Genomic DNA, 12,969 nt, shown 5'->3' with positions numbered 1-12,969 from the left:
CGCGCCCCGGCCCGCAAGCCGGGGTGCGCATGATTTTCAGTTTGAATAGCTAAGTTGGAACATTTGCAGCAGCACAGTAACGCCATCTGTTGGTTCGTAGTCAATCTCGGTTCTCGGTTTCACTCCTGTTTCACTTCTTTATCTGACGCTATTCATCATGCCTATCTATAATTTTTCTGCTGGCCCTGCTGTGTTACCGAAAGAGGTGCTGCAGCAAGCTGCCGCCGAAATGCTGGACTGGCAAGGCAGCGGCATGTCCGTGATGGAAATGAGTCATCGTGGTAAAGAGTTCATGTCTATCCTGGCGGCGGCGCAGCACGATTTCCGCGAACTCTTCGCGGTGCCGGACAATTACAAGCTGCTGTTCATGCAAGGCGGGGCGATTGCCGAGAACGCGATCGTGCCGCTCAACCTGCTGGGCCGCGGCGGCCGGGCACAGCCTGCGACTAGCGATTACATCAATACCGGGTCCTGGTCGACCAAGTCGCTGAAAGAAGCGCGGCGCTACGGTAACGTCAATGTCGCCGCTTCGTCCGAAGACAGTCATTTCGCGCAGATTCCCGAGCGCGACAGCTGGCAGCTGTCCAAGGATCCGGCTTACGTCCATCTCTGCACCAATGAAACCATCGACGGCGTCGAATACCAGTTCACGCCAGACATCGCAGCTGAAACCGGCAACGCGCCGCTGGTGGCCGACATGTCGTCGCATATCCTGTCGCGCGTGGTGGACGTTTCCAAATATGGCGTGATCTACGGCGGCGCGCAAAAAAATATCGGGCCGGCGGGACTGACCCTGGTAGTGGTGCGCGAGGACTTGCTCGGCCACGCCTTGCCGGCCTGTCCTTCAGCCTTCAACTGGAAGATCGTGGCCGACAACGATTCCATGTACAACACGCCGCCGACCTATGCGATCTATATCGCCGGACTGGTGTTCCAGTGGCTCAAGAAGCAGGGCGGCGTCGCCGCGATGGAACAACGCAATATCGCCAAGGCGGCCTTGTTGTACGACTACCTGGATGCCACCGATTTTTACCGCACCAAGATTGCCAGCAGCTGCCGCTCGCGCATGAACGTGCCTTTCTTCCTGGCCGATGAAGCTCTTAACGAATCCTTCCTGAACGGCGCCAAGGAACGGGGTTTGCTGCAGCTGAAGGGCCATAAATCGGTGGGCGGCATGCGCGCTTCGATCTATAACGCCATGCCTTTGGAGGGCGTGCAGGCGCTGGTGGCGTATCTGCAGGAATTTGAAAAACAGCGCGGCTAACCGGGGCGCCAGGCTAATTAGCAGAACCAGAGATAGAAACAAACATGAGCGAAGACAAACTCCTACCCTTGCGTCAGCAGATCGACGCCATTGACGCCGAAATCCTGGCCTTGCTGAACCGCCGCGCGAAAATCGCGCAAGAGGTCGGCCACGTCAAGGCCGAGACCAATGCCCCCGTGTTTCGTCCGGAACGCGAGGCGCAGGTCTTGCTCAAGGTTGCCGAGCGCAATCCGGGACCGCTGCAAGGCGCCGATGTACAAACCATTTTCCGCGAAGTGATGTCGGCTTGCCGCGCGCTGGAAAAGCGCGTGACGGTGGCCTATCTGGGCCCGGCCGGCACCTTCAGCGAACAAGCGGTGTACCAGCAGTTCGGTCACGCGGTGGAAGGCCTGCCTTGCGTGTCGATCGACGAAGTGTTCCGCGCCACCGAAGCCGGCACCGCCGATTTCGGCGTCGCCCCGATCGAAAATTCCTCGGAAGGCGTGATCAACCGCACCCTCGACCTGCTGCTGCAAACCACGCTCAACATCAGCGGCGAAGTGTCGATCCCGGTGCATCACAGCCTGATGACCAAGGAAGGCACGATGGCCGGCATTGCCCGCATCTGCGCCCATTCGCAAGCGCTGGCGCAATGCAATGCCTGGCTCAACCAGCACTACCCGAGCATCGAACGGCAGGCGGTAGCGTCGAACGCCGAAGCGGCGCGCATGGCCAGCGAAAATGATACCGTGGCGGCAATTGCCGGCGAGATGGCGGCGCAGAAATACGACTTGCAGGTGGTCAGCGCAAATATCCAGGACGACCCGCACAACCGCACCCGTTTTGCCGTGGTGGGCCGGCTGCAGAACGGCGCCAGCGGCAAGGACCAGACGTCGTTGGTGCTGTCGGTGGCGAACAAGGCTGGCGCTGTCTACAAGCTGCTGGCGCCGCTCGCCAAGCATGGCGTGTCGATGACCCGCTTTGAGTCGCGACCGGCGCGCATGGGTGCGTGGGAATACTATTTCTATGTCGACGTCGAAGGGCACGCAGCCGACGACAAGGTCGCCAAGGCACTGGACGAGCTGCAACAGAATGCGGCGTTCTACAAGCTGCTGGGATCGTATCCGCGCAGTTTCTGAAAAATAGCCGATAAGCGGTCAACAACACGTTTCGAAAGCAGACAATGTCAATTAAATTTGGTCCAGAATATGTACGCGCTATCGCCCCTTACCAGGGCGGCAAGCCGATTGCCGAAGTCGCGCGCGAATTCGGCCTGGACGAAGCCAGTATCATCAAGCTGGCCTCCAATGAAAATCCGCTGGGCATGCCGGAATCGGCCAAGGTTGCGATGCAAAAGGCGGTCGCCGACATCGGCCGTTATCCGGACGCCAACGGTTTCGACCTGAAGGCTGCGATCACCGCCAAATACGATGTGCCGGCAGAGTGGATCACGCTGGGCAACGGCAGCAACGATATCCTTGAACTGGCTACCCACGCTTTTGTGCAGGCCGGGCAAGCCGCGATGTATGCGGAATATTCTTTTGTGGTGTATGCCTTGGCGACCCAGGCCGTCGGCGCCCGCGCCATTGTGGTCAAGGCCAAGGATTACGGCCATGACCTGGAAGCCATGGCTGCCGCCATCACCGGCGACACCAAGCTGATCTTCATCGCCAACCCGAACAACCCTACCGGCAGCTTCATTCCGGCAGCCGAACTGGAAGCGTTCCTGGCGCGCGTACCGCCGCAAATCGTGGTGGTGCTGGATGAAGCCTACAATGAGTACTTGCCGCCGGAACTGCAGTACGAATCGATTTCCTGGGTACGCAAATATCCCAACCTGCTGGTTTCGCGCACCATGTCGAAAGCCTATGGCCTGGCCGGCTTGCGTATCGGCTTCGGCATTGCCCAGCCGCTGATCACCGACCTGCTGAACCGCATCCGCCAGCCGTTCAACGTCAACTCGCTGGCGCAGGCCGCCGCGGTGGCGGCCTTGAACGACACCGCCTTCTTGCAGCGCAGCGCGCAGCTGAACCGTGACGGCTATCGCCAGCTGACGCAGACTTTCGACGAACTGGGCCTGGAGTATGTGCCTTCGTTCGGCAACTTCGTCATGGTCAAGGTCGGCGACGACGAGGCTGCCGGCGCCCGCGTCAACCTGGCGCTGCTGAAGCAGGGCATCATTGTGCGCCCGGTCGCCAACTATGGCCTGCCGCAATGGTTGCGCGTCACTATCGGCTTGCCGGAGGAAAACGCAGCCTTTATCGATGCATTGAAAAAACTGCTGAGCTAGATGTCGGCGTGAACTTCAGCGACGTCAACTTCAGCTTCGACTAATTTTATTAAAGCATCATTCGTGTTCAAGAAAATCGCAATATTTGGCGTGGGGCTGATCGGCGGTTCATTTGCCCTGGCTTTGAAAAAAGCCGGGGTGGTTGAACAGGTGGTCGGGGTAGGTCGTCAGCTTGCGACCTTGCAGCGTGCGCAGGAGCTGGGAATCATCGACGCCATCGCCAGTTCGGTGGCTGATGCCGTCTCCGGCGCCGAGCTGATCCTGATCGCAGCGCCGGTGGCGCAGACCGGCGCCATCCTGGCCAGCATCGAGCCGCATTTGCAAGCCGGCGCCATCGTGACCGACGCCGGCAGCACAAAATCCGATGTAGTGCTGGCGGCGCGCACTGCGCTGGGCGGCAAGATTGCCCAGTTTGTACCGGGCCATCCGATCGCCGGCCGTGAACAGAATGGTCCCGAGGCGGCGCTGGCCGAGCTGTATGCCGGCAAGAAAGTGGTGCTGGCGCCGCTGCCGGAAAATGCCGAGCAGGATATCGTCAGGGTTGCCGCCGCGTGGCAGCAGTGCGGCGCCTTGATCCATCGCCTGTCGCCGCAGCAGCACGATGCGGTGTTTGCCGCGGTCAGCCATTTGCCGCATGTGCTGGCGTATGCGCTGGTGGACGATATCGCCAACAAGCCGCACGCGGCGTCGCTGTTCCAGTACGCAGCCAGCGGTTTTCGCGATTTCACCCGCATCGCCGGCTCGTCGCCGGAAATGTGGCGCGATATTTCACTGGCAAACCGGGAAGCCTTGCTGGGCGAGCTGGATGCCTACCTGCTGCAGCTGACCCGCCTGCGGGGTTTGCTGGCGGCCGGCGACGGCCCGGGACTGGAAGCTGTCTACAGCAATGCGCAGCAGGCAAGGCACAACTGGATCAGCGCCATCGAGGCGGCGGAACAACAGAACAAAGAAGGCGGCGACTAATGAACACGCAACGCAAGCAGCACTATCCCCAATACATTGATCTGCATCCGGTAGCACGGGTGCAGGGCACGGTCCGGCTGCCCGGCTCCAAAAGCATTTCCAACCGCACCCTGCTGCTGGCGGCTTTGGCTAATGGCACCACCCGGATCCATGACTTGCTGGCATCCGACGATACACTGGTCATGCTGATGGCGCTCAAGCAATTGGGCGTGGCCTGGGAACAGGCGGAAGGTACGCAGACATATACTGTGCACGGCAGCAACGGCAGCTTCCCGGTGCACCAGGCCGATCTGTTCATGGGCAATGCAGGGACCGCGATCCGGCCGCTGACAGCGGCCCTGGCGGCGATGGGCGGTGACTATACCCTGCACGGCGTGGCGCGCATGCATGAGCGGCCTATCGGCGATCTGGTCGACGCCTTGAATGCCGTCGGCACCCGCATTGCCTATACCGGCGTTGCCGGTTATCCGCCGCTGCATATCCAGCGCGGCCAGCTGCATACCCAGCGCATGCAGGTGCGCGGCAACGTCTCCAGCCAGTTCCTGACAGCCTTGCTGATGGCGGCGCCGCTGATGGCGAAACATGAAGCGGTGACGGTAGAGGTGGTCGGCGAGCTTATCTCCAAGCCTTATATTGAAATCACCCTGAACCTGATGCAGCGTTTCGGCGTCAGCGTGGAGCGCGATGGCTGGCAGTCGTTTACCATCCCGGCCGGGCAGCAGTACCAGAGTCAGAAGACCATCCACGTCGAAGGCGACGCTTCTTCGGCTTCCTATTTCCTGGCGGCCGGCGCCATCACCGGCGGGCCGCTGCGGGTGGAGGGCGTCGGCGACCACAGCATCCAGGGCGATGTCCGGTTTGTCGAAGCCCTGCAGCAGATGGGCGCTACCATCACCATGGGCGACAACTGGATTGAAGCGTCGTCGAACGGCGTGCTGAAAGCCATCGACGCCGATTTCAACCATATTCCCGATGCCGCGATGACGATTGCGGTCGCTGCCTTGTACGCCGACGGCCCCAGCACCTTGCGCAATATCGCCAGCTGGCGCGTCAAGGAAACCGACCGTCTCAGCGCCATGGCGACCGAGCTGCGCAAACTGGGCGCGACGATTGAAGAGGGCAGCGATTACCTGCGCGTGACGCCGCCGGCGCAACTGCAGGCGGCGACCATCGATACCTATGACGACCATCGCATGGCGATGTGTTTCTCGCTGGCTTCGCTGGATGGCGCTGCGTTGCGCGGCACCACAGTGCGCATCAATGATCCGCAGTGCGTCGCCAAGACTTTCCCTGACTATTTCACCGTGTTCGCGCAAATCGCCGAGCAAACCTTATTGTAAAGCGACGGCCCGCGCATGAACCTGACACTTGCCGATGTGCGCGACGTGTTGCACCAGGCAACCTATGACCGCGGCCAGGAATACGTGCGCCAGCGCCGCGTGCTTGCGGTGGAGCAGGACGGCGACGTCCTTAATGCGACAGTCCAGGGCAGCGGCAGCAACGTCTATCAGCAGGAAATCACGCTCTCCGTATTCCACGACGCACCCGATATCGACAGCGTCTGTTCCTGTCCGGTCGGCTCCAATTGCAAGCATGTGGCGGCTGCCCTGATTGAATACCTGCAGCGTCCGTCCACGGACCAGCTGCCGATCCCGGCAGTGCCGGTGGTAAATCCGGTAAAGCCGGCCGCCGTGCCCAAAGCCAGCCCGGCGCAGTTGCCAGTGCAAGCGCTGGCGCGCACCATGGAGGCCTGGCTGACGCGGGTGGAAGGCGAGGTCTCCGCAGCCGGATCGGCGCCGGCGCAGCCATCGGGCTTGCGCCAGAAAGCCGCCACCCATCAAGTGCTGTTTGTATTGTCCGCCGCTTATAACGGCAAGAAGGCCGTGCTGCATTTATGCAAGGCGCAGCAGCGTCCGACCGGCCAGTTCCTGCCGGCCCAGCCGGTGACCGACGTGCCGCGCCTGCTGTCCGATCCTGCCGTGTTCCTGCGTCCGGAAGACCGTGACCTGATCGGCCTGTTCGTCGCCCAGAACGACGGCAACCATGCGCAGCACGCGGCTTGCGAATTGAGCGGCAAGCTCGGTGCGCAGCTGCTGCAGGCCTTGCTGCAGCAACAGCGCCTGTTATGGGCCAATTCCCTGGCTGACCTGGCCAAGGGCACTGCCTATCCTTTGCAGCTGGCCGCCACGCGCCGGGCCAGCCTGGCCTGGTACGAAATAATGGACGACGGGGTGGAGGACAGCCGCGACGTGGTGCGCGACATGTGGCAACTGGGCTGGCAATTTGAGGCGGAGGCGGAGCCGGGAACCGAGGCAAGATCCGGTCAAGCGCGTAAGCATGTCGATTACCTGCTGCCGACCGAGCCGCCCTGGTATGTCGACAATCTGTCGTGCGGCGAGCTGGTGCTGCCGCAGCGCGACGCCAGGATTTCCAGCAAGGCGCTCAACGACCTGGTGATACAGGCGCCGCTGCTGGACCCTGACGACCGCCTGGCTGTCGCCCGGCAATTGCTGGCCCAGGGTTTGAACGACGTGATCCCGTTCCCGCCGCAAGTGCCGCAGACGATCCGCAAGGACATCCGGCCGCAGCCTTTGCTGGTGCTGGGAAGTTTGCCCAGCGTCAGCAATCCGCTGATGCAGGATTTCGCCGAACTGCATTTCCGCTACGACGGCGAAATCGCGCCGACCCAGTTCACGCCGACCCTGAGCCGCAACACGCCGGCCGGCATCGAACAGATCGTGCGCGACCAGGATGCCGAGAATGTATTTACCCAGGCCTTGCTGGCGCTTGGCATGTTGCCGCTGCAGGATACGCAGCACCCGCTGGCCATGATGCCCGGCATGTTCATGCAGCCGGACCAGTCGTCCTGGCTGCGTTTCGCGAAAGAGGGTTTGCCGCGGCTGGCGAGCCAGGGCTGGCTGATCGACAAGCGGGCAGAATACCGTTTTGACGTGGTCGCGGTGGACGACTGGTACGCCGAGATCGACGAAGCGGAAGGCCAGCCTGCCAACCCTTCCTTCGATCTGGAAATGGGCATCGTCGTCAATCACCAGCGGGTTTCCTTGCTGCCTTTGCTGGTCGACCTGATCCGCCACGCGCCCCAGGATTTCGATCCACGCACCATGGCGCTGCGCGACGACCAGGATGAACTGCTGGTGCGTTTGTCCGACGGCATCCATGTCGCCATGCCCTGGGGCCGCATCAAACCTATCCTCAACACTTTGGGCGAGCTGTATTTCGCCGAAAAATCGGATGGCCCGGTGCGCTTGTCGGCGCTCGACGCCGCCCGCCTGGCGGAACTGGACGCCGGCGCCAAGCTGCGCTGGGTAGGCGGCGACCGCCTGCGCAGCATGGGGCAAAAATTGCACACCTTCGGCGGCGTCAAGAAGATCGCGGCGCCGGCCGGCTTGCAGGCTACCTTGCGCGATTACCAGCTGGAAGGCCTGGCGTGGATGCAGTTCCTGCGCGAATACGACCTGGCCGGCATCCTGGCCGACGACATGGGGCTGGGCAAGACGGTGCAGACCCTGGCCCATATCCTGGTCGAAAAACAGAGCGGCCGCCTGAGCGCGCCGGCGCTGGTGATTGCGCCTACCAGCCTGATGGATAACTGGCAGCAGGAAGCGCTGCGTTTTGCGCCCGAGCTGCGGGTGCTGGTGCTGCAGGGGAAACAGCGGCTGGAGCAGTTCGAACAGATCGGCCAGTTCGACCTGGTCCTGACCACCTATGCCTTGCTGCCGCGCGACGAAGAACACTGGCGCCGCCATGAGTTTCATTTGCTGATCCTGGACGAGGCGCATTACATCAAGAATCCCCGCTCCAAGGTGGCGCAGAGCGCGGCCATGCTGAATGCCCGCCATCGCCTTTGCCTGACCGGCACGCCGGTGGAAAACCACCTGGGCGAGCTATGGGCGCAATTCCATTTCCTGCTGCCGGGTTTGCTGGGCGACGAAAAAGCCTTCAACCGAGATTTCCGGCAGCCGATCGAGAAGCATGGCGATGCCACCCGGCGCGCCTTGCTGGTTCGTCGCATCAAGCCTTTCCTGCTGCGCCGGACCAAGGACAAGGTAGCCAAGGAGCTGCCGCCGAAAACCGAGATGCTGCGTTCGGTGACGCTGAGCGGGGCGCAACGCGACCTCTACGAAAACGTGCGGCTGGTGATGGACAAGAAAGTGCGTGAGGAAGTCGCCAAGAAAGGCGTGGCCCGCAGCCATATCGTGATCCTCGAAGCCTTGCTGAAATTGCGCCAGGCTTGCTGCGATCCGCGCCTGCTCAAGACCGACCTGCCGGAAACCCAGGCAGCGCAGGACGAGATACCGTCAGCCAAGCTGCTGGAGCTGCTGGAAATGGTCGATGAGCTGCGCCAGGAAGATCGGCGTATCCTGGTGTTTTCGCAATTTACCAGTATGCTGGCCCTGATTGCCGCCGAACTGCGCCAGCGCGACATCGGCTATGCCATGCTGACCGGCGCCACGCTGGACCGGGCGGAGGCGGTGCGCAGCTTCCAGGACGGCGAAGTGCCGGTGTTCCTGATCAGCCTCAAGGCCGGCGGCGTCGGCCTCAACCTGACCGCAGCCGATACCGTGATCCATTACGATCCGTGGTGGAATCCGGCGGCGGAAAGCCAGGCCACGGACCGCGCCTGGCGCATCGGCCAGGACAAGCCGGTATTCGTGTACAAGCTGATCGCCAAGGGCACGGTAGAGGAAAGCATCCAGCTGCTGCAGCAGAAGAAGGCCGGCCTGGCACAAGCCATGCTATCCCCTGAAGGCGAGACCCAGAACATCGGATTGACGCAAGACGACTTGCAGGCAATCTTTGCACCCTTGGCCGCGTCTTTGAGCGAATAACGAAAAATTCTTTCTGGCAACAATTTTCATCAATCCATCACCATCGAGTATCCCTATGTCTAATCCACCCATTCCCGTCATCACCATCGATGGCCCAACGGCATCCGGCAAAGGCACGGTGGCGCAGCGGGTGGCGCAGCACCTGGGATTCCATTACCTCGACTCGGGCGCCTTGTATCGCCTGACGGCCTTGTCGGTGATGCGGCGCGCTAATGGGAACCCCATCGCGCTCGACGATGAGCACGCCCTGGCCAAGGCCGCCGAGCATTTGCATTGTCATTTCAACGGCGCCCACATTTTCCTGGCCAACGAGGATGTGTCGAGCGATATCCGGGCCGAAGCGGTCGGCAACCTGGCTTCGAAAATTGCCGCCATACCAACGGTACGGCAAGCTTTATACGGCTTGCAGTTGAGTTTTCGGCAACATCCGGGGCTGGTGGCCGACGGCCGCGACATGGGCACGGTGATTTTCCCGCATGCCGGCCTGAAAGTGTTTTTGACCGCCAGCGTCGAAGCGAGGGCTTTGCGGCGCTATAAGCAATTGATTGACAAGGGTTTTTCTGCTAATATGGAAGACCTCTCAAAGGATTTGACGGAGCGTGATGCGCGCGATAGCAACCGCAGCTCGGCGCCGTTGAAGGCCGCGGAAGGGGCGTATCTGCTGGATACTTCTGCAATGACCGCCGATCAGGCGGTGGCACAAGTGCTCGAATGGTATGCCGCTGCGAAGGCACTGCATGCGCAGCCTGAATGAGTAATGTAAGAGGCGGCAAGAGGTGTTTTAGCCGTTTTAGCCTCAAGCATGATTAATACGTTGTTTTTTTGCAGCACCTTGGTGTCCGGCCTGACGCAAAGTCTGTCCGGACGTTGAAAAACCTAACCCTTTATTGACCGCATACCAGTAAGTACCTTGCGCGGCAATACTGGCCAACTAGTCAAAACTATGTCCATCACTGTTCTGTCCCCTGCATCTGCCGGCGCTGACGCTTTCGCCGCGCTGTTTGAAGAATCGCTGTCACGTCAAGACATGCGTTCTGGTGAAGTGATTTCTGCTGAAGTCGTGCGCCTTGACCATAACTTCGTTATCGTCAACGCAGGCCTCAAGTCCGAAGCCTTCATTCCAATCGAAGAATTTAAAAATGACAACGGCGAACTCGAAGTAGCTGTCGGCGATTTCATCTCCGTCGCTATCGAATCGCTGGAAAACGGTTTCGGCGACACCATCCTGTCGCGCGACAAGGCCAAGCGTCTGGCATCGTGGCTCTCGCTGGAAAAAGCGATGGAGTCCGGCGAGATCGTTACCGGTACTGTCAATGGCAAGGTCAAGGGCGGCCTGACTGTCCTGACCAACGGCATCCGTGCCTTCCTGCCGGGTTCGCTGGTCGACACCCGTCCGGTCAAGGACACTACGCCGTTCGAAGGCAAGACCATGGAATTCAAGGTCATCAAGCTCGATCGCAAGCGTAACAACGTCGTGTTGTCGCGTCGTGCCGTTATCGAAGCGTCGATGGGCGAAGAGCGCCAGAAGCTGATGGAAACCCTGAAAGAAGGCACCATCGTCACCGGCGTCGTCAAGAACATCACCGACTATGGCGCATTCGTCGACCTGGGCGGCATCGACGGCCTGCTGCACATCACCGATCTGGCATGGCGTCGTGTGCGTCATCCTTCGGAAGTGCTGACAGTCGGTCAAGAGATCACTGCCAAGGTTCTGAAGTACGATCAAGAAAAGAATCGCGTTTCCCTGGGCGTCAAGCAACTGGGCGACGATCCTTGGACCGGTCTGTCCCGTCGTTACCCGCAAAGCACCCGTCTGTTCGGTAAAGTCACCAACCTCACCGACTACGGCGCATTCGTCGAAGTCGAACAAGGTATCGAAGGCCTGGTCCACGTTTCCGAAATGGATTGGACCAACAAGAACGTGGCGCCAAACAAGGTTGTCCAGCTGGGCGACGAAGTTGAAGTCATGGTTCTGGAAATCGACGAAGACCGCCGCCGTATCAGCCTGGGCATGAAGCAATGCAAGGCTAATCCTTGGGACGACTTCGCTGTTACCCACAAGAAGGGCGACAAGGTCAAGGGCGCGATCAAGTCGATCACCGATTTCGGCGTGTTCATCGGCCTGGCCGGCAACATCGACGGCCTGGTGCATCTGTCGGACCTGTCCTGGACTGAAACCGGCGAAGAAGCCGTTCGCCGCTTCAAGAAGGGTGACGAGCTGGAAGCCATCGTGCTGGCAATCGACGTTGAGCGTGAGCGCGTTTCCCTGGGCGTCAAGCAACTGGAAGGCGATCCATTCAACAACTTCGCTGCAATGAACGACAAGGGCGCACTGGTTTCCGGTACCGTCAAGTCGGTCGAGCCTAAGGGCGCAGTGATCCAGTTGTCGGATGAAGTCGAAGGCTACCTGCGCGCTTCCGAAATCTCCCGCGACCGCGTGGAAGATGCCGGTACGCACCTGAAGGTCGGCGACACAGTCGAAACCATGGTCATCAACATCGACCGCAAGGCTCGCAGCATCCAGCTGTCGATCAAGGCGAAAGACAATGTTGAAACCCAGGAAGCAATGCAGAAGCTGTCTTCGGCTTCGGACTCCAATGCCGCTTCCGGTACGACCAGCCTGGGCGCGCTGCTGAAGGCCAAGCTCGATAACAGCAAGAACTAAGCAATACTTAAAGTAAGCGAGTCAAGCTAATGACAAAGTCGGAGCTGATTGCCCGCTTGGCCGAACGTTATCCGCAACTGGTAGCCAAGGATGCGGATTACGCGGTGAAAACCATACTCGATGCCATGGCCGATGCTTTATCGACCGGCCAGCGTATCGAGATTCGTGGATTCGGCAGTTTTGCGCTGAATCGGCGGCCACCGCGGATCGGGCGCAATCCGAAGTCCGGCGACAAGGTGATGGTGCCCGAAAAACGGGTGCCGCATTTCAAGCCAGGCAAGGAATTGCGCGAGCGGGTCGACGCGATGGTCGGGCAACCGATTCAAGAGGACTGAGTTGTAAAGTTTGTACCAGCGCCTGTATGGGCAAAATCGCGAGCAAAATCGAAACGGCATCTTCGGATGCCGTTTTTTTTCACGTACAATTTCGCATCATTTAAAGTTATATTGTTTGTGTGAGTCGTGGATTTGTAAAAATGACAAGAGTAAAATCAGCCTGCTGCAAACTTGCATGACTGGTCTGCTGTCCACCATTACCTAATCACACGGAAAGGCATCATGAAAATCATTTCCCGAATTCTTTCGATCTTGCTGTTTGTTGTATTTTTCGGCTTCGCTTTGCAGAACAAGGGCAGCGTCGACCTGCAGTTCTTCCCCGGTACGACCATCCAGGGGCCGCTGGTGCTGTTTCTGCTAGGCTTCTTTGTCTTTGGCGCGATCCTTGGCGTGCTGGCGATGGCGCCGTCCGTATTCCGTCACCGCCGCAATGCTTCAAAAACCAAAAAAGCCCTGACCTCGATGCAAAAAGAACAAGAGGCGCAGCGTCTGGCAGAGTCACAAGCACCGCAACCAGACAGCATCAAGAATATATAATGCCGCTAAGTATCAACTTGCCGCCTCATGCCACGGCGGCAGCTTGCCGGCATTTTCACACCTGACGTTCAGGTCACGCATAAAGC

General features: G+C 59.9%; 10 protein-coding genes. All 10 read left to right on the top strand.

Annotated elements, in window-relative coordinates; translation table 11 throughout:
* The first annotated feature begins 157 nt into the window (after nucleotides 1-157).
* Nucleotides 158-1,264: a 3-phosphoserine/phosphohydroxythreonine transaminase gene (gene serC / locus CFter6_RS21110; RefSeq protein WP_061541585.1), complete on the top strand. Its 1,107-nt coding sequence runs from the start codon at nucleotides 158-160 to the stop codon at nucleotides 1,262-1,264.
* A gap of 44 nt (nucleotides 1,265-1,308) precedes the next feature.
* Entirely contained in the window at nucleotides 1,309-2,382 is a 1,074-nt protein-coding gene (pheA, locus tag CFter6_RS21105; RefSeq protein WP_061541584.1) for a prephenate dehydratase, read from the top strand.
* A gap of 44 nt (nucleotides 2,383-2,426) precedes the next feature.
* Nucleotides 2,427-3,533 (top strand): histidinol-phosphate transaminase, encoded by a 1,107-nt coding sequence (gene hisC, locus CFter6_RS21100; RefSeq protein WP_061541583.1) that lies wholly within the window; start codon nucleotides 2,427-2,429, stop codon nucleotides 3,531-3,533.
* 63 nt (nucleotides 3,534-3,596) lie between these two features.
* The gene (locus tag CFter6_RS21095; protein ID WP_061541582.1) at nucleotides 3,597-4,496 is read left to right on the top strand and encodes a prephenate dehydrogenase; all 900 of its coding nucleotides are present in this window, start codon (nucleotides 3,597-3,599) and stop codon (nucleotides 4,494-4,496) included.
* Nucleotides 4,496-5,836, top strand: coding sequence for a 3-phosphoshikimate 1-carboxyvinyltransferase (gene aroA, locus CFter6_RS21090; protein WP_061541581.1), 1,341 nt, complete (start codon nucleotides 4,496-4,498; stop codon nucleotides 5,834-5,836). The genes CFter6_RS21095 and aroA overlap by 1 nt, the downstream gene beginning before the upstream one ends.
* A 15-nt stretch (nucleotides 5,837-5,851) precedes the next feature.
* The gene (locus CFter6_RS21085) at nucleotides 5,852-9,346 is read left to right on the top strand and encodes a DEAD/DEAH box helicase (protein WP_082814928.1); all 3,495 of its coding nucleotides are present in this window, start codon (nucleotides 5,852-5,854) and stop codon (nucleotides 9,344-9,346) included.
* Nucleotides 9,347-9,401: 55 nt separating this feature from the next.
* Nucleotides 9,402-10,100, top strand: coding sequence for a (d)CMP kinase (gene cmk / locus CFter6_RS21080; RefSeq protein WP_061541580.1), 699 nt, complete (start codon nucleotides 9,402-9,404; stop codon nucleotides 10,098-10,100).
* A 189-nt stretch (nucleotides 10,101-10,289) separates the two neighbouring features.
* The gene (gene rpsA / locus CFter6_RS21075) at nucleotides 10,290-12,011 is read left to right on the top strand and encodes a 30S ribosomal protein S1 (protein WP_014007724.1); all 1,722 of its coding nucleotides are present in this window, start codon (nucleotides 10,290-10,292) and stop codon (nucleotides 12,009-12,011) included.
* Between the two features lie 29 nt (nucleotides 12,012-12,040).
* A complete protein-coding gene (locus tag CFter6_RS21070) occupies nucleotides 12,041-12,346 on the top strand; it encodes an integration host factor subunit beta (protein WP_061541579.1) in 306 nt (101 codons plus the stop codon).
* Nucleotides 12,347-12,568: 222 nt separating this feature from the next.
* Entirely contained in the window at nucleotides 12,569-12,883 is a 315-nt protein-coding gene (locus tag CFter6_RS21065; protein ID WP_061541578.1) for a LapA family protein, read from the top strand.
* Nucleotides 12,884-12,969 lie beyond the last annotated feature (86 nt).

The sequence above is a fragment of the Collimonas fungivorans genome (assembly GCF_001584145.1).
Classification (GTDB): domain Bacteria; phylum Pseudomonadota; class Gammaproteobacteria; order Burkholderiales; family Burkholderiaceae_D; genus Collimonas; species Collimonas fungivorans.
The sequence above is the reverse complement of the archived record's forward strand: the minus strand, read 5'-3'. Positions and strand labels throughout refer to the sequence as shown.